General features: G+C 65.7%; 26 protein-coding genes. 14 read left to right on the top strand and 12 right to left on the bottom strand.

Going from position 1 to position 24,563, the window contains the following annotated elements; all coding sequences use genetic code 11:
- Positions 1-42: 42 nt before the first annotated feature.
- Positions 43-330 carry a hypothetical protein gene (locus ABD714_RS13540; protein WP_344812908.1) on the bottom strand — a complete coding sequence of 96 codons (288 nt, stop codon included), beginning with the start codon at positions 328-330 and terminating at the stop codon, positions 43-45.
- A gap of 246 nt (positions 331-576) precedes the next feature.
- Here ABD714_RS13540 and ABD714_RS13535 point away from each other — a divergent pair, with 246 nt between their 5' ends.
- The 3 genes from ABD714_RS13535 to ABD714_RS13525 are packed head-to-tail and all read left to right on the top strand — an operon-like array spanning position 577 to position 5,388.
- Entirely contained in the window at positions 577-2,313 is a 1,737-nt protein-coding gene (locus tag ABD714_RS13535) for a site-specific DNA-methyltransferase (RefSeq protein WP_344812907.1), read from the top strand.
- Complete coding sequence (locus ABD714_RS13530; RefSeq protein ID WP_344812905.1) at positions 2,310-4,616, top strand: DEAD/DEAH box helicase; 2,307 nt, start codon at positions 2,310-2,312, stop codon at positions 4,614-4,616. Before ABD714_RS13535 ends, ABD714_RS13530 begins: the two co-directional genes overlap by 4 nt.
- A gap of 46 nt (positions 4,617-4,662) precedes the next feature.
- The gene (locus ABD714_RS13525) at positions 4,663-5,388 is read left to right on the top strand and encodes a hypothetical protein (RefSeq protein ID WP_344812903.1); all 726 of its coding nucleotides are present in this window, start codon (positions 4,663-4,665) and stop codon (positions 5,386-5,388) included.
- 138 nt (positions 5,389-5,526) lie between these two features.
- Here ABD714_RS13525 and ABD714_RS13520 read toward each other — a convergent pair whose 3' ends face one another.
- Positions 5,527-6,408 (bottom strand): hypothetical protein, encoded by an 882-nt coding sequence (locus tag ABD714_RS13520; RefSeq protein ID WP_344812902.1) that lies wholly within the window; start codon positions 6,406-6,408, stop codon positions 5,527-5,529.
- A gap of 379 nt (positions 6,409-6,787) precedes the next feature.
- Here ABD714_RS13520 and ABD714_RS13515 point away from each other — a divergent pair, with 379 nt between their 5' ends.
- Positions 6,788-7,564 carry a hypothetical protein gene (locus ABD714_RS13515; protein WP_344812901.1) on the top strand — a complete coding sequence of 259 codons (777 nt, stop codon included), beginning with the start codon at positions 6,788-6,790 and terminating at the stop codon, positions 7,562-7,564.
- A 204-nt stretch (positions 7,565-7,768) separates the two neighbouring features.
- Positions 7,769-8,215: a hypothetical protein gene (locus ABD714_RS13510; protein WP_344812900.1), complete on the top strand. Its 447-nt coding sequence runs from the start codon at positions 7,769-7,771 to the stop codon at positions 8,213-8,215.
- A 23-nt stretch (positions 8,216-8,238) separates the two neighbouring features.
- Here the strand turns inward: ABD714_RS13510 and ABD714_RS13505 are convergent, their stop codons facing one another.
- The 3 genes from ABD714_RS13505 to ABD714_RS13495 form a co-directional block, all read right to left on the bottom strand.
- Positions 8,239-9,390, bottom strand: a complete 1,152-nt coding sequence (locus ABD714_RS13505; protein WP_344812899.1) for a hypothetical protein — start codon at positions 9,388-9,390, stop codon at positions 8,239-8,241.
- On the bottom strand, positions 9,387-10,022 hold the full coding sequence (locus ABD714_RS13500; RefSeq protein ID WP_344812898.1) for a hypothetical protein: 636 nt from the start codon (positions 10,020-10,022) through the stop codon (positions 9,387-9,389). Before ABD714_RS13500 ends, ABD714_RS13505 begins: the two co-directional genes overlap by 4 nt.
- Before the next feature lie 125 nt (positions 10,023-10,147).
- A complete protein-coding gene (locus tag ABD714_RS13495) occupies positions 10,148-10,321 on the bottom strand; it encodes a helix-turn-helix domain-containing protein (RefSeq protein WP_344812922.1) in 174 nt (57 codons plus the stop codon).
- A gap of 258 nt (positions 10,322-10,579) precedes the next feature.
- On the opposite strand from ABD714_RS13495, the gene ABD714_RS13490 reads away from it, so the two are divergent.
- Complete coding sequence (locus ABD714_RS13490; protein WP_344812897.1) at positions 10,580-10,879, top strand: hypothetical protein; 300 nt, start codon at positions 10,580-10,582, stop codon at positions 10,877-10,879.
- Positions 10,880-10,960: 81 nt separating this feature from the next.
- Here the strand turns inward: ABD714_RS13490 and ABD714_RS13485 are convergent, their stop codons facing one another.
- Genes ABD714_RS13485 through ABD714_RS13475 form a run of 3 tightly spaced genes read right to left on the bottom strand, consistent with a single transcriptional unit; the run spans position 10,961 to position 14,624 of the window.
- A complete protein-coding gene (locus tag ABD714_RS13485; protein WP_344812896.1) occupies positions 10,961-13,054 on the bottom strand; it encodes a tyrosine-type recombinase/integrase in 2,094 nt (697 codons plus the stop codon).
- Positions 13,051-14,178 carry a tyrosine-type recombinase/integrase gene (locus ABD714_RS13480; protein WP_344812895.1) on the bottom strand — a complete coding sequence of 376 codons (1,128 nt, stop codon included), beginning with the start codon at positions 14,176-14,178 and terminating at the stop codon, positions 13,051-13,053. The genes ABD714_RS13485 and ABD714_RS13480 overlap by 4 nt, the downstream gene beginning before the upstream one ends.
- A 29-nt stretch (positions 14,179-14,207) precedes the next feature.
- Positions 14,208-14,624: a recombinase family protein gene (locus ABD714_RS13475; RefSeq protein ID WP_344812894.1), complete on the bottom strand. Its 417-nt coding sequence runs from the start codon at positions 14,622-14,624 to the stop codon at positions 14,208-14,210.
- Positions 14,625-14,823: 199 nt separating this feature from the next.
- Between ABD714_RS13475 and ABD714_RS13470 the strand changes: the two genes are divergently transcribed.
- The 3 genes from ABD714_RS13470 to pyrE all read left to right on the top strand — a co-directional run bounded on the left by ABD714_RS13470 (position 14,824) and on the right by pyrE (position 17,152).
- A complete protein-coding gene (locus ABD714_RS13470) occupies positions 14,824-15,654 on the top strand; it encodes a carbon-nitrogen hydrolase family protein (protein WP_344812893.1) in 831 nt (276 codons plus the stop codon).
- Between the two features lie 102 nt (positions 15,655-15,756).
- On the top strand, positions 15,757-16,488 hold the full coding sequence (locus ABD714_RS13465; protein ID WP_344812892.1) for a cysteine hydrolase family protein: 732 nt from the start codon (positions 15,757-15,759) through the stop codon (positions 16,486-16,488).
- Positions 16,489-16,612: 124 nt separating this feature from the next.
- A complete protein-coding gene (pyrE, locus tag ABD714_RS13460; protein ID WP_344812891.1) occupies positions 16,613-17,152 on the top strand; it encodes an orotate phosphoribosyltransferase in 540 nt (179 codons plus the stop codon).
- 115 nt (positions 17,153-17,267) lie between these two features.
- Here pyrE and ABD714_RS13455 read toward each other — a convergent pair whose 3' ends face one another.
- Complete coding sequence (locus ABD714_RS13455; RefSeq protein WP_344812890.1) at positions 17,268-17,657, bottom strand: VOC family protein; 390 nt, start codon at positions 17,655-17,657, stop codon at positions 17,268-17,270.
- A gap of 172 nt (positions 17,658-17,829) precedes the next feature.
- Between ABD714_RS13455 and ABD714_RS13450 the strand changes: the two genes are divergently transcribed.
- The 4 genes from ABD714_RS13450 to ABD714_RS13435 all read left to right on the top strand — a co-directional run bounded on the left by ABD714_RS13450 (position 17,830) and on the right by ABD714_RS13435 (position 20,678).
- On the top strand, positions 17,830-18,243 hold the full coding sequence (locus ABD714_RS13450) for a MarR family winged helix-turn-helix transcriptional regulator (RefSeq protein WP_344812889.1): 414 nt from the start codon (positions 17,830-17,832) through the stop codon (positions 18,241-18,243).
- The gene (locus ABD714_RS13445) at positions 18,240-19,220 is read left to right on the top strand and encodes a zinc-binding alcohol dehydrogenase family protein (protein WP_344812888.1); all 981 of its coding nucleotides are present in this window, start codon (positions 18,240-18,242) and stop codon (positions 19,218-19,220) included. The genes ABD714_RS13450 and ABD714_RS13445 overlap by 4 nt, the downstream gene beginning before the upstream one ends.
- 43 nt (positions 19,221-19,263) lie before the next feature.
- Positions 19,264-19,911, top strand: a complete 648-nt coding sequence (locus tag ABD714_RS13440; protein ID WP_344812887.1) for a hypothetical protein — start codon at positions 19,264-19,266, stop codon at positions 19,909-19,911.
- Between the two features lie 215 nt (positions 19,912-20,126).
- Positions 20,127-20,678 (top strand): hypothetical protein, encoded by a 552-nt coding sequence (locus ABD714_RS13435; RefSeq protein ID WP_344812886.1) that lies wholly within the window; start codon positions 20,127-20,129, stop codon positions 20,676-20,678.
- A gap of 85 nt (positions 20,679-20,763) precedes the next feature.
- Here ABD714_RS13435 and ABD714_RS13430 read toward each other — a convergent pair whose 3' ends face one another.
- From ABD714_RS13430 to ABD714_RS13420, 3 genes are all read right to left on the bottom strand, one after another.
- Positions 20,764-21,990, bottom strand: coding sequence for a hypothetical protein (locus ABD714_RS13430; protein WP_344812885.1), 1,227 nt, complete (start codon positions 21,988-21,990; stop codon positions 20,764-20,766).
- Positions 21,991-22,265: 275 nt separating this feature from the next.
- A complete protein-coding gene (locus ABD714_RS13425) occupies positions 22,266-22,595 on the bottom strand; it encodes a helix-turn-helix domain-containing protein (RefSeq protein WP_344812884.1) in 330 nt (109 codons plus the stop codon).
- The gene (locus ABD714_RS13420) at positions 22,595-23,722 is read right to left on the bottom strand and encodes a tyrosine-type recombinase/integrase (RefSeq protein ID WP_344812883.1); all 1,128 of its coding nucleotides are present in this window, start codon (positions 23,720-23,722) and stop codon (positions 22,595-22,597) included. The genes ABD714_RS13425 and ABD714_RS13420 overlap by 1 nt, the downstream gene beginning before the upstream one ends.
- Positions 23,723-23,983: 261 nt before the next feature.
- On the opposite strand from ABD714_RS13420, the gene ABD714_RS13415 reads away from it, so the two are divergent.
- Positions 23,984-24,526, top strand: coding sequence for a hypothetical protein (locus ABD714_RS13415; RefSeq protein ID WP_344812882.1), 543 nt, complete (start codon positions 23,984-23,986; stop codon positions 24,524-24,526).
- Positions 24,527-24,563 lie beyond the last annotated feature (37 nt).

Raw genomic sequence — 24,563 nt, 5'->3', positions numbered from 1 at the left:
AGACGTCGCCCACCTCAAGACATCGAGGGATGCATGACGGGTTCAGCCGCCGTTCTCAGCGGTTGGCGGGAGGGGCGTGAGCTCGCCGCGTTCGCTCAGCCAGCGGTAGTCATACGTCGTATCGATCTGCACGCGATTCGCCCACGGAAAGAGGCTTGCTGCCGCACCCTTCACCAGTCCCTCGAAACCGGCGATCGCCGCCTCAACCCGCTTCATGCGGATGTTGGACGCCAGGCCCGGCTGGACGTGGAAACTGACATTGAACGACAGCACCCGCGGGGTGGCGTATGGGTTGGTCTCGGCTATATCACTCTGGTCAGTTGCAGACATGTCAGTGACATTACACGATCTCAGCGAGATAGCCTGATCTCGCCGATATTTTCGGAGCCGGGCGCTGGCGGTTTCGCGGGGCGACCCTTCATCGCGAAAGTCATCCAGGCTCTCCGGTGCCGGTTGCGGGTGACTACGGGCGCCCACGGGCGGCGATCGGGCAGCGATCTTCATCGAACTGCGTCTGTGGCTCGCTACTCCAGCGGCAGTCATTGCCGCACCTGAGACACAACTAGGGTTCTGGGCATGACTCTCCAGCCCGAGCCGGTCCGCCCTGAGAGTGGGCTGCACATGCACTGGCACGGCCGGCGCTCCTACCGCAGCCGGGTCCCGGCGCCCCGCGTCCTCGAGTCCGTGCCGGAACTGTCGCACGGTCCCGCATCGGGGAACATGGTGATAGAGGGCGACAACCTGCAGGTCATGCTCTCGCTGCGCTCGCAGTACAGCGACAGCTTTGACGTGGTCTACATCGACCCCCCGTACAACCGCGGCGGCAACGATTTCCGCTACAGCGACGCCCGGTTCCACGACCCCGACGCCGACCCCGACGACGCCGAGTACGTCAGCAACGAGGACGGTGAGAAGCACACCAAGTGGCTCAACTACATGGCGCCACGGCTGGTCGCGATCTGGAACCTGATGGCCGACAGCGGTGTCATCTTCATCTCCATCAACGACGTCGAGCTGGGCCGGCTGATGATGCTGGCCGACGAGATCTTCGACGAGACCAACCGCATCGGAGTGATCGCGTGGAAGGGCTCCTCGGACAACAACCCCTCGCGCATCGTCATCGAGCACGAGTACGTCGTCTGCTACGCCAAGAACATCAAGAAGGTCCCGCAGCGCTGGCGCACTCCAGAGGACGAGGTGAAGGAGGCCCTGCTCGAGCAGTACGACGAGCTGAGCAAGGAGACCCCCGACCTGGCCGCCCGCGCCACCAGGTGGCGCGCGCTGCTGCGGGCCAATGAGGAGTCCCTGGGGCGCCTTAAGGCCTACAACCTGCTCGACGAGAAGGGCCCGTACCAAAGCGCCCGACGCGTCCACAACCCCAAGCCGGGCGGCTACCGGTACGGCGTGAGCAAGCGGGGCGTCGTCGAGGCGTCAGCCAAGACCGCCTACGCGATGCCGCTGAACGGCTACCGGTTCCCGCCCGAGACCATGCAGCGTCACATCGACGAAAGCCGCGTTGTCTTCCCCGACAAGCTCAGTCAGATCGTCCAGATGAAGGACCACCTGGTCGACTATCGGGGCTCGCTGCGCAGCGTCATCGACATCGACGCACGTGCCGGGGCCTACCGGCTGAAGGCTCTGTTCGGGTCCGATTTTGAGGGCTTCCGGTTTCCCAAGCCGATGGAGCTGATCGAGCTGCTGGTCGGAGCTGCGGGCGGCAAGGACGCCCTGGTCCTGGACGCCTTCGCCGGCAGCGGTACCACTGGGGACGCCATCCTCCAGTTGAACAGGAAAGACGGCGGTAACCGCCGGTTCGCTCTTATCGAGGAGGGGAACGGCGAGGACCAATACGCTCGGACCCTGGTGGCTGAGCGCTTGAAACGTGCCATCGAGATGGACTCTCTCGCCACGGGCTTCACCTTCATGCGCACCGGCGCGCAGCTGGACCGCAAGGCGATCCTCAGCCTGGAACGGGAGAAGATCGCCGCCGTGATCTGCCAGACCGACAGGTCAGGCGCACGATCGGGCATTCGTGCGGTCACAGGGAGCAAGTTCATCATCGGCAGCAACCAGCGCGGCGAGGCGATCGCGCTGCACTGGCTCGGCCCGGTGGACAGCGAGGTCAACATCGACATCATCAACGCCGCCATCACTGAGGCGAAAAGCCTCGGCCTCAAGACCCCGGTGCGGATCTACGGCACGACGTGTCGGCGCAGCGAGACCAAGTCGTTCGTCTTCTGCCAGATCCCCGACGAGATCTTGGCCCAGCTCCACATCGAGGAAGAGGAACTCCTCGAGGCGGTAGAGGCATGAGCACCACGATCCGACTCTTCGACTTCCAGGAGCAGGCCGCGAGCCAGCTCTCCGAGGCGATCGAGGAATGGGTGCAGATCTGCGCCGAGCACGGGCCCCCCACCCTCGGCAGGACCCCGATTCCGTTCGTGGGCCACCTCAAGGCGGTCACGGGCGCCGGCAAGACTCCGATCCTGTCCACTGTGGTCGGCGACCTCAAGCACGGCCTGGTCCTATGGACATCTAAGTCCAGCGCCGTCGTGGATCAGACCGCCCGCAACCTGCTCGGCAAGTACCGCCATCTCCTCCCCCGCGACACCGTCGTCCTGCGTGAGCGGCCCAGCAAGAGCGAGTGGGAGCAGCTCATCGAGAACAAACACGGCCTCACCATCTGGGTGACCACGGTGGGGTCGTGGAACGAAGCCGACGCCGCCGAGGCCGGCGGCAGGGCCGACGCACGCCTCAACATGCACCGGCCACAACAGGACTGGGGAGGCGACCTGTCTCCCTGGGAGCAGCTGCGCACCACACTCCAACGACCCCTCTACGTCGTCTACGACGAGAGCCACAACCAGACCCCAGCCCAGCTCGACCAGCTCATCGGCCTCAACCCGGTGGGGTTCCTCATGGCCTCCGCCACCCCACCCGAGGGCCGCTTCGAGCAGTTCGCCGACGTGGTGCGCAAGGACGAGCTGCTCGCCGACGTCGCGGAGAAGGCCAACGTCCGGGTACAGACCCGCGACGTCGTCGAGGCCCAGCTCCTCAAGCACACGATCTCGGTGGAGAACTTCGACTCCGACGCCGACACCCTCCTCGCCGAGACCGTGGCGCTGCACCGTCAGCTGGTCAGCAAGGCCGAGGCCGAGCAGCTCGACGTGAACCCCAAGGCGCTCTACGTCGTCGAGCGATCCAATCCCTCGGCTGCCAAGGGCGAGGTGGTCTCGCGGCCCGAGGCGATCTGGCAGTTCCTGCGCGCCCATGGTGTGCCCGCTGAGGAAATCGCGGTCTACACCCAGACAAAGGTGCTGCCCGACGACGCCGTGCGAGTGAGCTCGCTGGCTCAGCTGCAGCCCCACCACCGCCACATCATCTGCAACCGCGCTCTGCAGGAAGGGTGGGACGACCCCGAGGCCTACATCGAGTACTTCGACGACGAGTCGAACTCGTTCGTCCGGATCTCCCAAGTCATCGGGCGAGCACTTCGGCAACCCGGTGCCGGCCACTTCGAGGACGACGACCTGAACACCGCGACCCTCTTCGTGCGCGTCGCCAACACTCAGTTTGAGTCCATCGTGGAGGGGCTGAAACGCGAGCTCTCCTTGTACGCCGTCGACGACGAGAACGGCGGGTCCAGCCCCGCGATCAGGCTCCGCACCCGCAAGGAGCCACTAGACCCCATCGCGGTCAAGCCCGCCCTAGTAGGCAAGCTAACGCTCCCGGAGTACCAGCTGGGCGACGCCTCCCTCGACGACGAGCTCGCCGAGATAGGCATGACCTCACGACGCACCTACGCCGACGTCGACCTCGAGGCCCCCGGTGCGCGCACCACACGCCTGATCTCCCTGCGGGGCAACGACGACGTCACCCGGTACAAGGAACTCGCCGCGAGCATGCGGCGACCCAACGGCGAGTACCTCCGCCGACGGATCGTCATCGGCAGCAGGCACTGCGCCCACCTCATCGAGCCCACCACCTTCACCGGTCCGGCGTTCGAGCAATGGGCCTGCGCAGGATCGAACGCTCAACGCCAGCTGGCCGCCCTGGCCGACAGGGTCGTACGCCAGTTCGAAGCCACCGTCGACCTCGTCCCCAACGAGATCCTCGGAGAGGAGACCTGGCAACCACGGGCTCACGTCCCTAGCAAGAGCAACATGGAGTCCTTCGGCAACGCGGTCCACCCGACCTACAGTCGAGCTGCCTTCAACGACGAAGAGTTCGAGTTCGCGAAGACGTTGGACGCGCTCAACGAGGGCACCTGGATGCGAAACCCGGTCCGCGGCGAGGGCTATGGCATCCCCCTACCGATGAAGGTTGGCGGCTCCAGCACGTTCTACCCAGACTTCCTCTGGTGGGTCGCGGGAACCTGCTTCGCCCTGGACCCCACCGGCAAGCACATCCTCGACGAGAAGGTCCGAGGCAAACTCCTCAGCATCGACCTGCCGAAGATCGTGCTCCTCATCAAGGGGCGCCTCGCCCCGGACCTCGTCACTCACGAGAAGAGCGATAACGTGACGATTCTGAGGCCCAGGGCTGGCCGCCCGTCGGCACCAGAGGTCTACCCCGACCTGACGACCGCACTCAAGCGCATCGCCGGCCTCACCTGACTTCACCACGTTCCGCCCTCAGTTCGGCTATGGAACGATCTTCGCCATGACGAGCCCAGACCCCCTCCCCACGACGGTGACTGCTGTCGCCCAGCTATATGCCGCCGAGCGGACAGCAGGTCAGGACACCCAGCGTCTCGACTTCATGATCTTCAGCATCTTGCTCGCCTACATCGGCGTCGTGACGGGCTGGTTCGTCAACGCCGGCGCCCTGCCACCACTCGTCTACGCTGTCGTTCCTCTCCCCGCCGTGGGCCTCGTCGCCTACCTGGTCCAGCTGATGGATCTCGCGAAGGTACGAAGCACTTCGATCGACTACCTGGAGAGTCGTATTCGCGCCTATGCCCAGGTCGACGTCGATGCGGCGGCACCGGCCATCGGCTCTGCGGCAGAAAAATCGGTCACCGACTTCGGCAAGGTCGACGGGGGCTTCGTCGTCAGGCTGCTTCGGCGCGGCCAGGCGGTCGTGCTTTACGGCGTCGCCATTGTGGCATCGTCCGCCTGGGTCGTCGGGTGCCTCGTTTACTTCCGGCAGTCGGCAGCTGCGCAGACCGCGCAGCCGTCTCTGCTCGCAGCGCTGGGGGAGATCTTCTTCTGGCTCACTGTCGCGCTCGGCGGGCTTACCGTCCTCAACATCATCCGTGTGACAACCATGTTCGGGGGGACAAGGCACGTTGACGGCGCGACACAGGCTGATACCACTGCGCCGGCTGGGTCGACACCTGACGGTACCGACCAGGCTGCATCTGGCGCACCAACCGGGTCGGGCTAGGCGGTGCGGGAGGACACACCTCGAGCTGCGTCTGGATTGCGTCAGACCCTGTCAGAAGACCTCGGTACATCCCCGGCGGCGTCAGGGCGCATCGAGGCCTAGCTGGTCAATGTAGGGAGGCTCCCCTATGCGAGCACCCTAATCGTCTTCTTCATCCTCGTCATCGTCTGGGAACCTCTTGAAGTGCCGCTCAAGTTCTTCAAGGGTGACTTGTTCATCCTCAATCTGTGCAATGAGGTACTGGAAGAACGCCTCGTCCGCCAACCGAAGATCTCGCACGGCCTCGCCGAGCAGCGGTAGCTCTTGGCTCGTGTAGTACGTCAGGACGTCGAGAGTTGAGGCGACCCAACTTGCCTTCCGGTAGAGGTGGAGCGCAACTCCGATGGACGGTGCGTACATTCGGGCATCGATGGGCTCAAGGATGGCGAACGCTGACGCCTCGAGGTCGCGGTCAGTGGAGATAGTTCGCATGGCGCAGATGACGGCCTCACGGATTGAAAGCAGATCCCGCACTCGCTCCGAGGTTGTGACCTGACCACAGAGCGTGGTCCACGTGTCGAGCGTGGTGACGTCTGTCTGATCGTTCCAGAGGACGTCGAGATGTTCGTATCGACCAGCACCGCTCGCGAACCGTTCGAGAGCCTCGGTAAGAGTTGGATCTAGTTCATCGTTTGGGCGTTCGACCGGCGGCGGGTGGATTTCCGAGGCCTTGCTGAGGGTGCTGAGGTCCAGGTGCTGCACCGCGTCCAGCAATCCGCCAATTTTGTGGCCAAACGGCTTGAGCGCTGGGAAGGTCCCCGTAGCCACGAAGCCGTGGCAGGCGATCGTGAGCTTGCACAACCGTTCCAGCCCGCTCGTGTAGGAGTGCATGCCAAGGTGAAGCGGGTAGGTCTGGTCGTGGCTCACTGGCCAGGGCCAGTCGCCTTGGACTGGCACGGTGGAAAGCTTGCGAAGTCCCGCCACTACCAGCTCGGTAGCGAACTGGGTCTCAGCGACGAGGTAGTTCCATCGGTCCGGCATCAAACCTTCATTTTGTGACGATCGTGACGCTGCACGGTTCGAACTGTACGAGTGACCGCTGGCGGTCCGACAACAGGGACGACTGAGCGGCGGCCAGCATACGAGCGGACCAGGTGCCGATACCGTCCCGCGTGCATCGCCCGGCGAGAGAGCGTCACGCGGCACTTCTATTGCTGGTAACAGCACGTATTCGAGAGGGGCGAATGCTCCCTCGGCGGAGTGACTGACGCATCGGCCGAACCGCCTATAGGAGATCCGGCGACGGTCAGCATTGCGCGCACGCCAAAGCGCTGCGCCGCCGGGCCGCCGACGCTACGCTGACGTCACGCTGGGCCCGGGTGGACAGGGCCCACCTCGCGATATCTCACGGGTGGTCGATATGGGTGGTCGGTCCGAGCCGGACATGTTCGGCGAAGGCGTCAGGTTCTACGACGAGTCCGGCAAGTACGTCGGACGGTCCCACCCCGACAGCTGGGGAGGCACCAGCTACTACGACGACGGCGGCCAGTACATCGGTCGCTCTCGTCCTGACTTCTGGGGCGACGGGACCTCCTACTTCGACTCCTCCGGACAGCACGCTGGCCGTTCCTCGACGGACTTCTTCGGAGATAGCCAGACGTTCTACGACGCATCCGGTAGCCGAGCAGGCCGCACCAGCGATCAGATGTGGGGCGATGGCACCAACTTCCACGGATCCGGCGGTTTCTACGGCTTGGCCGGTGGTGACCCGCCCGAGGCATGGGCACCGGTCGCACGAAGCTATGGCTACGTCGGTTACCGATCCCGCGTCAAACGCAAGGTCCTGGGGTCCAGTTGGCCAGACACGGCTCTCGGGATCAAGATTGCGATTCCTCTCGGTCTTGCCCTCCTAGCTTGCTCCTTCTATTTGATGTACTTCGATCAAGATCCCGCAACCAAGGTGGCTTGGATCTTCTCGCCTGATTGGGTGAAGGGCATGCTGCAGATCCTTCCAGTCCAGCCCACGGTCGGCACACTCCTGCTCGGTACTCCCCTGTGTCTCGCGGTGACGATCGGTTTCCCGGTCTCAGCGGTCGCCATCATCGCGCGCCGCAAGCCCAAGCGCTGGCTACTGATCTATGGAGCGGTGGCGATCGTGGTATCGGTGGCGTCGTATGGGGTCGCGTCGCTGCTGTGACGAGCCGGCCGGCCCCCAACGCGTGGCCCCGTGTCGATCGCGACTCGACAGCTCGCCGCGAGTCGGAACTCCGACGACCGCGGCCACCGCCACCCTGCTCCACCAACTCAATCTGCACTGCCGTATTGCTGGTAACGGCACCTATTCGAGGATGGCGAATGCTCGTCCTTCGGGAGGGCTGGCGCGCGGTGCGATGGTTAGGCAGTGGAACCAGATCTGAGCGACAAGCTGGCAGAGTGGACCGCCTGGCTTCCCTTCGCCGAAGCGGTTGCCAACGCACCGCGACTGCCAGGCGTGTACATGGCACGAGACGACATTCAGGTCGTCTACGTCGGCATGGCTGCTGAGCGCCGCGGCCAGGGCATCCGTGGGCGGCTCACCGTCTACAGCCGGGGCCGGGCCGCGGTGTCCGGTCTCGGTGAGGCCGCGATGGACCGCGCCTTGGCAGACCCAGACTGGCTGCGCGCGCGACTGGCGCGGGTGGAAGACGGCACTGTGTGGCGAACCCGGGATTGGGCGACTGCGGCGTTGGACCGTGCCCAGTTGCGCGTGCGGTGGGCCACGACTGAGACGGGACTGCAAGCTCGGCAACTGGAACGCACGGTGCTGGCTGCCATGTCGAGTGTGGAACTGTGGAATCGAGCCCGATAGTCGAACAAGCAGCGGTCCTTGCGTCAGGGGGTGGACGCCATCGCACGGAGGAGCACCTGGGTCTTCCGGAGCTCGGTGTCGATCATGCCGAGGGTCGCCGTCGCCGGGATCTCGAATCGCGCGCCGAACAGGCTTGAGCGGGTGCTGCGGGCAACCTTCATGCCCCACCCCTGCCCGAGCCACCGCGGGGCACCCGACTCCACCATTTCCAGCCAGTTCTGCTTGTCGACGGAGTCGCTCGGTCTGGCTGACGTCGTACGCCAGGAACGTCCGTCGGCGGGTTGTCCGGTGTCGTCGAGGATGTGCTGGACGAACATGCGATGCAGCAGAGGCCAGTCGAAGCCCTCAGAGGTGTCGGGTCCGTCTTCCCGCAGGCCCACCAAGACAACGGGGCCTCGGACTCGCTCGCGGTAGGGCCGGGTTGGGTCGTACCGCCACTCGTAGGCCGTCATGCCCTCCTGCATCTCGGCCGTGACGAAGTGACCGGGCGAAGTTGTTTCGTGCCACATCCGCACAGCCCAGTTGCCACCTCCTGAGGACTGGGCGCTGTCGTGGGGGAGGGTGCTCCAGGCATGCATCTGTGCCGTCAACCAGCTCACTCGCGCACGGAGGGCGAGTTCGAAGTCGGCCGGTTTGTCTGGGACGTCGTTCCACACGGTGTCGGCGTCGACGGGCGGGACCAGCTCACCGAGCTGGTTCAGCCATGCCCGCGCGGTGGCGTTAACCCAGAGGTGGTCGCTGGCCGCGTAGGCAGCGAGTGCATCCTCCCAGGCCAGTGATCGCCACGGGTCCGTGTCCTGGACGTTCACGGGTAGCGAGGCGAGATGCAGCACGAAGTACGCCTCGAGGTTCGGGAAGGCTGCCTGGTACCGGGTGAGTTGGTCGACGCCGAGGTCGGACAAGACCTTGACCTCGACAGCTGCCACAGCAGCCCCCGCGCGGGTCAGAAGCAAGTCCAAGCGATCGGACTTCCTGGCTGCCGCCGCAACGGCCACCTCGCGGCGGACGTCGTCAACGCGAAGGCCCAGCACACGCCCCATGGGTGTTGGGTCGGTGGCGATCAGAGTGGCCAACAGATCACTCCACCTGTTCTCAGCCCAGCCCGGCACGACGAACCGAAGATCCGGACTGGAACTCAGACCAGAGAGCGCCGACGGATGGTCGAGAGAGCTCAACGAGACCGCCGTGCTGATGACCTCGCCGCCTGCCAGATCGCGTGGTCGAGCTGGCTGTCGGGCACGCTCAGCTCGGCGGCGGCTGCCGACACCAGCGCCTCCGCTTCGGTCGGGGTCACCGACCGTCCGACGGCGTCTCGGACGAACCGTACGATCCAGGTATCGGCCTTGACTCCACTCACGCCGAGCAACATCCCGAAGTACGTCCACGTCACAGGCCCACTCCCGCGGACAGAGAGGTACGCCCGGCGCTGGTCAGGATGACCCGTGAAGTCGGCTGCATGGATCAAGCCGGCATTCGCCAAGGCGCCGGCCGCTTCGACGACGATGGCCGCCTTCAGTCGTCGGCTCGCCTTCGCTCGGTTGCGCACAATGTCGGCCACAGCCTCAGGATCGGCTGCAGCAAGCTCGGCGAGATCGTCGACCTGTCCGCCGCGGTGATCACGCCACCGCGCCACCACCGCGCGCACACCCGTCGTCGAACCACCGTAGCGAGCCTGCATCGAGAACACCGCGTCGAATAGAGCGGCCTCGATCTGCCCTGGCCAGCCACCTGGCCACGCCGGAAGGTCCTGACCGACCCTGCGGTCAATGCTCGCCAACAACCGATCAACGTCGCCATCGCCACCCACCACCGGAGTCTCTCACTGACCGGCTTCTCATCTGATCGAACTCGTTCCTATTGGTGGTAACAGCACCTATTCGAGAGAGGCGAAAGGTCCGCCCGACGAGTAGGCGTCGACCTGCCCTCTCGGCTTCAGGTGGTCTTGTCAGGGGTGCCAGCGCCTCCGCGCTGGATCGCGCGGTACACCGTCGCACGGCTGACGGAGAACAGCTCGGCCAGTTCAAGCGTGGAGTGCTCGCCACCTCGCCAGAGCTTGACCAGGTGCGCTTCCTGCGTGGGCTTGAGCTTGGGCGGCTTCCCCCGCAGGCGGCCCTTGGCCTTGGCGACGGCGAGCCCCTCGCGGGTGCGGGCCCGGGCGAGGTCGGCCTCGATTATGTGGACAACTCTGGCCTGTCAAGCCGCATGAGGGGAACTGACCGTATTCAGGCCGTGGTGTGGCCGGTCGCGGGGAGAGTGCACCCGAACCAGTAGTTTCGCGCGGAATGCCGCAGATGAATGCGGACGATGGGCGCACATCGGGCTATGGTCGCGCGTGCCCGTATCCCGTCAAGATGAGGCCGAGTCGTGACCGATCGCCCTGAAATCGTCTGCATCTGTGGCTCGGCGCGATTCATGGCCCAGATGCGGGCGGCGAACCGCGACTTGACCGTCGCCGGAGTCATCGTTGTGGCCCCGAGCGAAGCGGACGAGTCGCCCACCCCCGAGCAGAAGGCTGTCTTGGACGCCCTTCACCTGCGCAAGATTGACCTGGCCGACCGGGTCTTGATCGTCAACCCGGGCGGGTATGTCGGCGAGTCGACGCGCAGGGAGATCGCTTACGCCCAAGCCGTCGGTAAGCCGATCACCTTCACTGATCCCATCTGACGACATGGGCAGCGCTCATCTCGCCCATGTTGGCACGGATTGGCTCCGGCGTTCGCCGGCATATCAACAAGGCGGCAGGTGTCAGCCGAGGTCGAGGAGGAGCTGCGTTAGGCGCCGTTTGGTTGCTTCGTGTCGCTCGATCTCGCGTGGCCAGTCGCGGGCGGTAGCGTCGTCGATGAGCTGCTGCTCGACCTCCAGGCGCGAGCGCAACCTGGGTGCGTAGTCGCTGGTGGTGAGGAACTTCGAGCAGGTGAGCATCAGGTCGCACTCACAGGGTCCCTCGGCGGGGGTGCGGAGGCAGTGGCCGAGTTCGAGTTCGGTCTTGAGGAAGTTGGTCTGCAGCCAGGACACCGCTTCGGGGTCGAGGCGGTGCTCACGGAGGGCGTCGGCGGCCGGCCCGGCAAGGTTGACTTCGGGCCCGAGATGTCGATCGAGGGCGTCGTGGTACTGCTGCTTGACGGTCGGGTCGGACAGGGTCGCGTAGATGATCGACATGTTGGGCGTCGTGTGGCCGAGGACGGCCATGATGGTCTGGATCCGGGCTCCGCCTTCGGCGAGCTGGGTGCCGATGGTGTGTCGGAACCGGTGCGCGGTGATCGTCGCTTTGCCGGCCGAGTCGACCAACCCGGCCGCGGTGCAGGCTTCGGCGAGGGCCATGTCGAACAGCAGCGACTTGGATAGCAGCTTCCCGCGCATCATGAAGATGTGTTGGACCTCCCGTCCTGCGCTGGAGTCGTAGCGTCGGCGGCTGCGTTGTTGTCGGGCCAGGTCGATCAGAGGTTGCAGCGCGTTAGCGGCCTGGGGATGTAGAGGGATGCTGCGTTCTGTGTATCCCTTGCCGACCGGGATCCGCAGCCGCGGGTGCCCGTCAGGGTAGGTGTCGAGGCAGTCGACGGCGAGTCGGCGGATCTCGTCGCGGCGCGCGCCGCTCCAACGGGCCACGATCAGCGCCGCCCGCTGGAAGGGGTTAGTCAGCTGGTCCACGGCGGTCATCAAGGCGGCGAGCTCGTGGTCGGGGATGAAGCGGGGCAGCGGCTTGTTGATCTTCGGGATGTCTGCTCGGGTGAACAACACCCGGGCCGGCACGTCGTCCCAGTTCCAGGCGGCGGTCTCGGTCACGAACCGGGTGATCAGCGTGACCACGGATCGCCGGTAGCTGACGCTCAACGGTGCGCCTGTCTGCTGATTGGTCCGCGTGCCGAGCCAGCGAAGGAACGCCTCAGCGTGCTCGCGATGCAGGTCGGCAAGGCTGGTCATCTCCGGATGGGCTTGGGCCATCCAGGTCACCAGCCGGCGCAGCGCATCCCGGGCATGGCGCACGGTCTGCGGCCGGTCGAGGTTGGCGTCCAGGTGCAGACGCAGGTAGCGCTCGAGGACGGCCCGGATCCTCGGAGGCGCATCGGACGGGGCGAGCTGGTCCATCCAGCCGCCGGCGGTGACTCGTCCGCTGGGTTCTTGGTCGACTTGGCCCAGATCGAAAAGCAGCACGTGCACCGCGTGCAGACGAGCGATCGCCGAACGCAGGTAGCCGTCGGCCGTCACCTCAGGCGGCCGCTCGACCGGTGCGCGGGAGTAGAACTCTCGCAGCGGATCCAGGCGCAAGCGGGCGGTGAAGGTATTGATCGCAGCGCGCAGACCTTCGAGGTCCTCTACGCTCAGCGCGGTCAGGTCCGGATCGCCGCGGTGCAACAGCATCCGCCCGAGCGTCCACACCAACTGGGTGCGGGCCGTGGTGTAGCCGAGCTCAGTCAACCGAACAACGTGTCGGTCGAACAGGTCCGCGTCTACTCCAAGCCCGCCGTGCCGGGCCTGGTGCTTGAACGGGCTGGTGAACGTCCGAGCCAGCAGCACCGGATAGTCCAGACCGACGCCGTGGACCAACGACAGGTAGCTCAGGTAAGGCATGATCACACTCGCACCGCCGTGCGGCTGTTGCCCGCGGACAGCATTCTCCTTGTCCAGCAGCCGCAGCCGCAGGGGCGCGTCGAACCAGTCCTGCAACAAGGGCCACCGGTCGACGAACCGGTCGTAATCGTCCAGCCTGGCCCAGCGCACCGCGTAGCTGCCACAGTGCTGATCGATCCAGGCCTTGTAGGTCGCTCGGTCGGCGTGCACGCGGCGGACCACGGCCCGTGCCGGCACCCGCGCAAGCCTGATTGGTTGCGACGTGATCATGGCCGGTCCCGAAGTGCGTGGTCGTAGTCGGCGAGTACCTGCTCATCCGAGACCCGGGTGTAGATCCTGATCGATTCCGGCGAGGCATGCCCGAGCCGCTTCTGCAGCGCCAACTCCCGCATCCCGCCTTCCCACATCGCCGTCGCGTGCGTGTGCCGCAAGGCGTGCGGCGTCGTCTCTGGCGTGCGGATGCCCAACCGGTCCAGCCGGCGAGCGAAGCCCCGGGCGAGCGCCGGATAGCTCAACGGCTCACACCGGCGCGTTCCGCGGCCGCCGACCAGGAACACGAACGGGCTCTCGGTATCGATCGGACGTTCGTGCAACACGTACCGGTTGACCGCATCCAGAGTGCGCGGCTCGTGCAGATCCACAACCCGCTCATGCCGGCCCTTCGCCCGGGCACCCCGCGGATGGTCGTCGCTCTTGCGGATCGTGACACGCCGGCGACCGTAGGAGACGTCGGGCAGTTTGAGGCAGAGCACCTCCCCCGGACGTAGTCCGCCATCGAGCATCAGCAAGTAGATCGCCAAGTCCCGCAAGCTCGTGATGCTGGCCAGCAGTGCATCGACGTCCTGGTCCGCCATCGGCCGTGGCAGTCGCAGCGGAAGCCGCACCCGCACCGTGCGGCGTACCGGCTGCTGTCGGCTCGCCGCGCCGACGAACGGTTGATGTCGATCCGGCACCTTGCCCAGCGCATGATCGACCCGGCGCTGCATCGGATTCTCTCCCGCCGTGTACTGCTCGGCCGCGATCGCCCACTCGAAGAAGCTCGAAGTCGCCGCCAATACTCGCTGCACCGTTGCCGCCGACAGCAACCTTCCCTGCACGGCGGCGACCGTCAAACCGAGGCGCTGCGCCGGCCGGCGGGACGGCACCCGCCGCAAATACGCCAGAAACTCCAACGACGTCGGCGGGCGGAAGTCGTTCCATTCAAGCCCACGCTCATCGAGGAACACCGCCAGGTGGCGCAGGTCGTAGGCGTAGGCGCAGACCGTGTTCGGGCTGTAATTGGAATCGATCAAGTGCGACAGGAACCGGTCCACCGGAACCACCACATCACCGGCGCCGTCGAGCACCCTCACCCGCCGAACGACCCCATCCTCGAAGTCCTTGGCCACCCGCACACCGGCTCCCTTCGCCGGTGCTCACTGCATCAGGCAGCAGCCCTCACATCGGGGAGGCAAGCATCACGGCGTGTCCAGATAACAGAGAACTCGGCGATCATCGACAGCACAGTGAACAACAGCCGGCCGATCGGATCGGTGGGGTCGTGAACCGAGCCGCCGACGTTGAGCCGGACGCCACGGTTGGTGAGTTCGTCGACGATGTCGCGGGCGTCTGGCACCGAGCGGGCGAGCCGGTCGAGTTTCGTGACGACCAGAGTGTCGCCTTCCCGGCAGGCGGCGAGAGCTTCGCGAAGTCCGGGTCGTTCACGGTTCGTGCCGGTCAGGCCGTGGTCGACGTAGACCCGCTTCTCCTCGACGCCGAGAGCAGCAAGGCCGGCCCGCTGGGATGCAAGGTCCTGATTGACGGTGGAGACTCGCGCGTAGCCGATCAGGAGTTGCGTCACGAAAACCCATTCTCACATGAACCCCTTTGACCGGGCATTTTCCCGTGCGGGTCTTACGAGAATCCATCTGAGCGTCTGGTCGATGCGCTTCTGCTCAGTGGGCGCGTTGTCGGTGGACGGACGCTCAATGGCGACGAACAAAACGCGCCGCGCCCGCCGTAGCAGGCCTGTGTCGGCAGCGTCGGCAAGGATCACCACCATGCCGCTCCGGATCGCGATCACTCAGCCACCTGCAACGTCGAACCCTCAGGAGAATGGTCGGGTCGCACGCCAGCTGATGCGAAAAGCCGCGACCCAGAATGCTCGTCTGATCGTGTTCCCCGAGGGCCACCTGTCCGGCTACGCCAAAGAACAGGTTCCTGGCTGGGACGACGTCAACTGGGCGCTCGTGCGCGACGAGCTCAAGCTGACGTGTGAGCTGTCCCGTGAGCTAGGTCTGTGGACGGTCCTGGGTTCCGCGCATCGCCTCACACCACCGCGCTGGCCGCATAACAGCATGTACGTCATCTCCGACCAGGGCAGGATCGTCGACCGCTACGACAAACGATTCTGCTCCAACACCGAGGTCAGCCACTGGTACACGCCCGGCTCGCAACCCACCGTGTTCGACCTCGACGGGTACCGCTTCGGTGTTGCCACCTGCGTCGAGATCAACTTCCCGCACTTGTTCAGCGAGTACGCCGACCTCGGCGTCGACTGCCTGCTGCTACCGACCTACCCCGTTGATTCGATCTTTCGGACCAAGGCCGCCGCCCTCGCTGCCATCAATACCTACTGGATCGCGGTCTGCTCGGTCGCTCAGCGACGAGACCTGTTCGCCTCAGAACTCATCGCTCCCGATGGCTCATCGCTGGGCACAACCGAGCATGAACGCCTTCCGTTGATCGGCGAACTTGACCGTGACGACCCGGCCTTGACGGGTGCGTTGCAGTACGCCCGACCGTGGCGAGCCCGCGCCAGAGAAACTGCGATCTACAACCACCACATACCCGTCGACGATCCAAGATCCCTGGACAGAACCAGCCTGTAGACCGCGCCTCCAAGATCATCTCTCATGTCCCACAAGTCGGTCGTTCACTCAACGCGGCTGGCCGTCGTCGCTCGACGGTAATGACTCTGGTGGACTAGCGCCGTGGATTCAGCGACAACGCAGGAGATGATGAGGGAACGCGACCCGAGCGCGGCTCAGGCAACCGGTGCCAACTCCGGGGCGGACTGGGTGATCGCGCCGCGCGAGTATGCGCGGATGGAATCGCGGCGCGGCCGCCGCCACGCCTACCAGCAGCTCACGCCACGCACGACAGCGCTGGTCGTGGTCGACATGGTGCCGTTCTTCGTCGACGCCAACCCGCCCTGCCTCACTGCGGCCGAAGGTATCGGCCACCTCGCGGCTCAGCTGAGACACCTTGGCGGCACAGTGGCTTGGGTCGTGCCGTCGCTCGGCGAGCCGACATCGCACGCCATCGGCTTCTACGGACCCGACGTGGCCGCCCTTTACGCAGGATCGGGCGGATCCGGCGAAGCCCGTGGCCGGATCTGGTCCGGCTTCGACATCGATACCGACGACCTCGTCGTGGAGAAGACAGCGTCCAGTGCGTTCTTCCCCGGACGGTGCGACCTGCACCTCCAACTCATGGCACGCGGGATCGACACGGTTTTGATCACCGGGACCGTCACCAACGTGTGCTGCGAATCATCGGTGCGCGACGCCTCGACGCTGGGCTACCGGGTCGTCATGGTGGCCGACCTCAACGTCGGCGGCGATTTCGCCACCCGAAGTGCAACATTCACCGTCGTCTACCGCTCCTTCGGTGACATCCGGACGTCCTCCGAGGTCTCGAACCTGCTCCAGCGCGGACAGTAGCGGACGACGCCCTTCGAGCGATTGGCAATCGCACTCAGTCGACGGACGTCCTACGACCATTGAAGTACGTCCCGAGATTGAGGCGCTTGGCACACATGCCAGGTGGGCGGTAGAAGATGAGTGCGTGAGCGAGCGTCAGGATCTAGCCAAGGACATTGACCAGGCTTGTCGGCTAATCGGCGAGTTCGAGCTCCGCTCGGGACAGATCGCGAGGGAGTACTTCGACAAATATCTGTTTGAGACTCAGCCAGCCCTGCTGCACCGAGTCGCCCAGGCGATGGTCCCTCTACTTCCCGAGGACGCAGACCTTCTGGGCGGGCTTGAACTGGGTGGCGTACCGATCGTCACCGTCGTCAGCGCCATCACCGACCGGCCAGCGTTGTTCGTGCGCAAGCAAGCCAAAACCTACGGCACGTGCAAACTCGCCGAAGGCGGTGACGTCCACGGCAAGACCGTCGTCCTGATCGAAGACGTCATCACAACCGGCGGCGCAGTCCGAGACGCCGCGCTAGCCCTTCGCGGGCTGGGCGCAGCAGTCGAGGTCGCCATCTGCGCCATCGACCGCAGCCCAATCGGAGTGACGCCGCTGGCAGACTTCGGAATCGAGCTCAGATCGGTCCTGACGCGAAAAGATCTCGACCTGGCGGCCGCCGCTGAGCGATGATACCGCGATCCATCGCCCGCGTTCTCGATCGAGGTCCTCCTACGGCGACGATCTGCCTCGCTGAGCGGTCTCTTTATGATCTCGGCGGGCGGAGTGGCCGCCCCGTGGTACCGGCTTACGTTGTCGGCGCCTTGACTCCCCACCGGTAGCCGTCTGGATCGGTGACGATCGCGTAGGTCTGCCCCCAGGGCATCGGTCGCGACTCGGCCACAACGGCGCCGCCCGATCTCTGGACGGCCCCCAAGAATTGGGCAGCCTCACTCGGATCGTCAAAGGTCAGATCCAAGGTTATCGATCCGGGTGCAGACTCCGGCTGAGATGAGTCCCACCAGCTAGCGAAGGATCGGCTGTGCAGAGTCACCGGAGCTGGACCGCTGGTCGTTAGCCACGCCTGAGGTTCATCGCTACCAGGAAAGGTGATCGACCGCAGCGTCCAGCCCATTGCCGTGTAGAAGCTGCGACTCACCGCCAAGTCCTCGACCACGAGATTGATCTCCGTCAGCATGTCGACAGTCAAGCAGGCCCGACAGGCCTGGATCGCCGCTGAGGGTCCTCTTGGGGCGACGATCAGCCTCGCTGAGCGGACGGCTTGCGGGACACCGACGTGGGCCGGAGTTGATGCCTTGGAATAACCTTCTCTCTCATGAGGTTCACCGCACGTGAAGTTCTTTGACGTCGTGGTGGGGTACGAGATCGCGCTGTGGAACGCTGTCGACGAAGTGCTGGCTGCCCGAGGGATGGTCCGGCTCGGACATCTGCATGCACTGCGAGTGCTCGACGCCCACGAGGGTCAGGCGCGGGTGCAGGAAGTCAGCGAGGACGTCGGGATCACGGTCGGGGCGGCGAGCAAGCTGGTGGACCGGCTCGAGCGTGATGGCCTGGCGGAACGCCAGCCGAACCCCGCCAACCGGCGGTCGTCCCTGGTTCGTCTAACTCCCTGGGGGCAGCGTTCGCTGGCCGACGGGATGGCGGTGGCACAGGAGGCTCTTGACCAAGCGGTCGGTGATGAGGACGTCGAGCAGGTGGTGGCGGTACTGGAGCGGCTCCGTGCCCGGCTGGCGTCCGGTGCAGTGGCCAGGAGTGCGGCATGACCGGCGGGATGCGTGCTGTTGTGATCGACCGGCCCGGTCCACCGGAGGTGCTGGAGATCCGCGACGTGCCCGCGCCCCAGCCAGAGGTGGGGGAGGTGCTGGTCCGAGTGAAGGCGTTCGGCCTGAATCGTTCAGAGCTGCACTTCCGCTCGGGCGCCGCGTCGAGCGGGTCGTTCCCTCGGGTGCCGGGTATTGAAGCCACCGGAGTCGTCGAGTCAGCCCCCGGTAGAGAGTTCGAGCCGGGGACGCAGGTCATGACGATGATGGGAGGAATGGGACGGGCCTTCGACGGCGGCTACGCCGAGCAGGTCGTCGTCCCTGCCGGCCAGGTCATTTCGTTTTGCAGCGACCTTCCGTGGGAGCAGCTCGGCGCGGTGCCCGAGATGCTGCAGACGGCGTACGGCTCGCTGGCCGTCGGCGTCCGCGCGGAGCCCGGCGACACCCTCCTCGTCCGCGGCGGCACGTCCTCGATCGGCCTGGCGGTCGCCGTGCTGGCCAAGCAGCAGGGAATGACGGTGCTGTCGACGACCCGACGCGAACAGGCGAGGGCCCAGCTGGAAGGACTCGGCGTCGATCACGTGCTTATCGATCGCGGCGACCTGGCCGACCGGGTCCGTGAGATCGTCCCGGATGGCGTCGACGGCGCGGTCGAGCTGGTCGGGGTGAACACGCTGCGCGACACCTTGCGGTCGATGAGGTCCGGCGGGACGGTGTGCTTCACCGGGATGCTGTCGGACCAGTGGACGGTCCCGGAGTTCTACCCGATGGACTGGCTGCCGAACGGCGTCCGGCTGACGGCGTATTCCGGTGAAGCGGCCGACCTCACACCGCCTGTGCTGCAGGCCTTCCTCGACGCCGTCGCCGCCGGCCGGGCCACGATCCCGCTGGGCCGGGTCTACCGGCTCGACGACATCGTCCAGGCCCACCGCGACATGGAGGCCGGGACCGTCGGAGGCAAGGGCGTCGTCCTGCTGTGACCTCCCGACTAACAACCCCCCTGACCTTGTGGAAGGACCTCCCATGATCACCATTCACCACAGCCTCGCCGACCTGCCCGACGGAGCTCGGCCCCATCGGGTGACCGCCCGACCGGCCGCCATTGAGGGACGCCCATGCGTTCGGGTTGAGCTGCCGGACGACGTCACCTTCCACGGTCAGCCCGGCGTCGACTACGTCGACCAGCCGACCTTCCTCGTCGTGCCGGGTGGCTTCACGACCGGCACCCTCTCAGTTGACGTGTGGAGCCGGTTGAACGGCAAAGGACCTGCCGACGCGCGCGCCTTCGCAGGACTCGCCTACCGCATCAACAAGCAGAGGGACGCGTTCGAGAGCGTCTACCTCCGGCCGCTGAACGGCCTGAAGACCGACCCGCCGCCGCCGCGCGACCAACGAGCGATCCAGTACTTCTCCTACCCCGACTGGCCATTCGACCGCCTGCGGGAGACCTATCCAGACGGTCGCTACGAGGCCGGCCTCGACATCGGCCCAGAAGAGTGGATCACGCTCAAGCTCAGCGTCACGGCCGACACGATGACCGCGACCGTGAACGACAGCTACGCCCTCACAGTCGACCGCCCCCTGGGTAGCCATCCAAGCGGCGACATCGGCCTGTTCGTCGACATCGGCACCGAAGCCTTCTTCGCCAACCTCACTGTCACTGCCAGCTAGGCCCGCGCGTACAGGGGTCCGCTTGCGGACGGCCCTGAGGCTGGCACCGGCACCCGCGCCAACGGCCTGTGATGCCGCCACGTCGCACATCACCAGATCCGGCGCCTCAGAGCGTGCGCTGAGGGGACGCCCTACGGCCCACCGTGAGAGAGCCTCCCGTGGACTTGATCTCGCGAACGGCTGCGGGTGGCAGCTTGGGACCATAAAGTCGCCGTGTGGGGTTCGAGGAGGAGGTTCATCATGCGCAGGAGATTGACGCCGCGAGACGACGGAGAGCCGGAGAGCCTGACCTGATCCCACCACTCCCAGAGTGGCATCTCATCCTGGTGTCGGAGCTGGTCAAGCACGGCATTCGCAAAGTGCCGATCTTTGTCGTCGTGAAGAGCCGCATAAAGAAGACCCTCCGGTTCGAAAGTCACACTACCGACTGGTTTACGCGCGTCGACGAAGCATGGGCAATCGACCTCCGTCAGCCCGAAGAAGGCGGCACCTTTTCCTATTTGTTCTTGATCAGCCCTGGGTCGCTGACGAGAGGATCGTGGATAAGCGCACAGACGAGCGACGTGACGAGCGGCGGAGCTCGGTACAGGCGCGTGACGCACGGGCTTCCAGGTCGCGGCGCATTCGGCGCAGGAGCTCGCGTCTTGCCCGACGACCCGGAGGCAATGTCAATGGCTATCGCTGCCGTCGCCTCGCTGCGATCGCGTGGTGCGCAGTGGACTCCCAGCGAGTCTGGGAGCTACACCGTGGATGGCCCAGGCAAGTAACTCGAGAGCGGTACCTAGCTCTCGAGGCCCTGTGATAGTCCGAGCCTGAGATGTCTCGCGATGGATGTTTCTGTGAGCGGTCCCCTTACGGTGACTCGACCGTCTTCGCGATGTTGCGACCGGCGGCGCCGGGGTAGCTGGCGTAGTCGGCGCCGGCGAGCTTGGCATGACGGGCGGCGGTGCCGCGTTGCGCGCCGAGTCCGTCGGCGAGGATCGCTGCGGGTGCTTGCTGGACCATCTGCTGCCAGGCGGTGTTGCGGGCTGCACGGGCGGATACTCCGATCTCTTTCAGCATGCCGGCGGCGCTGAACACGTGAAGGGGCTGGCCGGGCTGCAGGCCAGGGAACAGCCACCGCGGCTCAAGGTGCCCGGCTTCGTTCCGGTGGTCGGTGATGTGCGCCAGGTGATCGTGAACGACTGCCTCAACCTCGGGAGGAAGGTCGAGCGCGTGACGACCAAGCCGCAGGCTGGTCTGGCCGTCGGCGACGGCCACGGCGTCGCGGGGGAGACGGACAACTCGCGACAACGGTTGCCCGAACATCAAGACCAGCAGCCCGATCAGTCTTGGTGTGGCCGGCAGGGTGCGGTCGTGGAGCAGTCGGTTGAGCTGGTCGAGTCGTTCACTTTCGGTCATGATCGGCCCGGCGTTGTGCGTGAGCCGCGGCTGATCGATCCGGATGAGGTGTTGTTCTTGAGCCCAGCCGAGGAACCGGGAGGCGTGGTGTCGGGTGCTGGGCCCGTTCGCGTACCAGGCGTCGACATCGGCCTGGGTGACGGTCTCCAGTTGGCGGCCGCGGCCTGTCAGCCAGTTGAGGAAGTTGATCGCGACGGTGGTGGACTGCTTGGCGTTGAGGAACGCGCCGGCAGGGATGGGTTCACGCTTGGCCCGGTCGCGGAGCTGGCGGAGCAGATGCCAGCGGGCGAACGCGTCGATGTGGCGACGGGCACCAGGATCGGGGATCCGGTCGAGCTTGGTCGGCAGCCAGTTCTCGAATGCGGCGAGGTAGCGGTCCCGGCCAGGTAGGCAGCCGTGCTCGACCAGCAGCCCACGGAGGTACTCGGTGGTGCGTCCGGGCAGCTGGTCGAAGGTGGCGTGGTCGAGCGGCGCCTCGCCGGTGCCGAGCCGGCGGAGGGTGGTCTGAACGGCGGTGTTGCGGCGGATCCAGACGTAGGCGATCCGGGGCTGCGGCAGCCCGAGGAGAGCGTCCACGAACGGCTGCAAGGCCGGCCGGATGACGCCGTCAGGGTCGGCCAGGAGAGCGGTCAGCTGGGCCTGGAGCTGGCAGCGCCAGCAGGTGACGGCGAAGCCCATCGGCGCCTCTTGTCCGCATCGCCGGCAGCGGACGTCGACCGGGACGCTGCTGCACTGGACGCAGGCTGGTTGGTCGTCGATCAGGCCGGGCACGACGCCGTGGTGGCCGCAGCGAGCACAGGTGCCTTCGCGTTGCTGGGCGGCGCGTTTGCAGTAGCAGCACACCCGGCCTTCGGGCCAGGCTGAGGCGTCGCGGTAGGCCTGGCCGCAGCGTACGCACGGTGGCCAACGGTCGGGGTCGGCCGGAACCTTTCGGGCGCGTTGCTTGCGGGGGCTCATTCGTCGTCGACGATGCGGGCGCGTTCGGGTCGGTAGTCGGGACGGACGTCGATTACGTTCGTCTCACCGGCGGCGAGCCTTCGACCGCTGGACTCGACGTAGGGGTCGATCAGGTCAGCGGGGGTGCAGGACAAGATGTCGCACAACGCGGCCAACGTCTTCATCGACAGCCGGTCCGGCTTGTCACCCACCAGTCGGTAGATCTGCGCGGGCGACAGACTCACCCCGCGCTCGGCCAGAAGGGGGATCAGGTCGGTGGTCTTCCACAGGTCGTGGGCGGCCATCAGCTGCCGGAGGTTCCAGTGGAAGTTGATCTTGCGGGCCATCAGGTCTCCTTCGGGCCGGTCCGGGCTCGGGCGTCGGCGATCGTCTTGTCCAGCATCGTTCGCAGGGTCTGGGACCGGTAGTTGGCCGACACCGATGTGTAGAGCGCCGTGGTCGAGGCGTAGGAGTGGCCGACCTGCTGCTGCACGAACAGCGGGTCGTAGCCCGCCTCGATCAGGTGGGTGACGTAGGAGTGCCGAAGCGAATGCAGACTCAGCTCGACAGGCAGGTCGAGCTCATCACGGTAACGGCTGAACCGCGCGCTCAGTGCGACCTCGCTGAGGCGGCTGGACCGTTCGGTGGGCCACAACCATCCGGTCTGCTGGGCATGGTCGAACAGATCACGGTACTCGGTGACCCACTGCTGCAGCACCCGCACCGACCAGGGGAAGACCGTCAGCACGCTGCGGCGACGAGGGGCGCCGCCACGGCTGGCTTTGCCCCAGCGGATGTAGAGGACTCCGTAGGTGCCGAACTCCGGTGCCTTCGGGTTGCTGCCGATGTCGGCCAGCTCGAGCATCACTAGCTCACGGCGTCGGAGGCCCCAGGCGTAGGCGACCTTCAACGCGGCCGAGTCTCGCAGGGCCGCCAGCCAGCCCTTCCGTCCGGCGGTCCGCGCGGCCGCGACCTGCTCGTCGGCGTGGTCGAACAGTCGTTGCAGCTCCACCGGTGTCAGCGACCTTCTGGCGGGTCTTCCCTCATAGTCCGCCACGTGCACGACGGTGTTCCACTCGAAGCAGATCTGAGTTGGGTGGGTGGCGAACAGGCGGTCACACACCGTCGACCACTCGTATCGGGGATCGGCAACGAAGTCCAGGAACTGGCGCAAGGCGCCCTGATAGCTGCGCACCGTAGCCAGGCTCTTGCGATCACCCCGAAGCTCGGACGTGAACTCCTCCAGGTCCACAGGCCGCCACGACCACGGCCACTCGGCGGTGAACCGCTGAAATCGGCGTACGGACAGCAGGCGGCCGTCAATGGTCTCCGTGCGGAGGCCACGCGAGCGCTGCTGTTCTGACCAGCCCTCCAGCATGGCCTCGAAGACCTGCTCGTCGGCTCGCAGCAGCGGCGCGACGCCGGCCACGAACAGCGACGGCGCCGAGCCGGGACCGCGCCATGACCCACTCACTCTCACCTCCCAGGTGTCGCATCAGATGAGAGAATCAATCATCTGATGAGAGTGGCAGCATCGTGCCAGGTCAGAGCAAGGTTGCGGAAGACCGTTGACAGCATCAGCTGCCGCTACACCTCGGTTGGGCGGAACGAGCGCCTAGTCAGCGCCACTTATCATCAGAGTCAGAGTCTTCTCACCGGATGCAATTCGTTCTGTATTATCCGCGATAATGAACAGAATCATGAGTAATAGAGGGCGATTCGTTACGCTGCACGCATGGGTGCACTCGACGACGCGTACCGCCGCCGCGACGAGGCCGAGCACTCTCGACAGCAGCAGGTAGCGGAGGAGGCACGCCAAGCCGCCGCGGAGCTCGACCTCGGGAAGCAGCTCGCTGACGACTTCCTCCGCCGAACTCACAAACTTGGCCTGGCACCCGAGTCCACGGTCTACGACATCACCTACGAGGTGGTCACCGACATGGTCCGAGACGTTCTCGGCTCGGGCAAGCGAACCATCCCCGCGTCATCTTCTCCAAGCGAAGTTGGCAGGACCCCTGCTGGGAAGGCATACGACCTCGGATGGGGCCACTTCCATTTCTGGCTCTCCCCGACGGGACGACGTGTCGTTACCCGTAGAGGCGAGGAGCGGACCAGGCACTCGATCCTCGGAAAGCGCACTACGACCCGTTACACCGAGCACTGCACCGAAGACCCACTGCTGCCCGTCTACACGTTGTTGGACCAGTGGGGAGACGACATGGGGTTCTCCGTCGCCGACGCGATGGTCCGCTACCTGGAGAATCGCGGCCGGCGGTGACTAGTGATGGGCCACGCGACCTCATGACGGCGAGCAC

The sequence above is a fragment of the Microlunatus aurantiacus genome, from assembly GCF_039536605.1.
Classification (GTDB): domain Bacteria; phylum Actinomycetota; class Actinomycetes; order Propionibacteriales; family Propionibacteriaceae; genus Microlunatus; species Microlunatus aurantiacus.
This window is presented reverse-complemented; position numbering and strand designations above follow the sequence as displayed.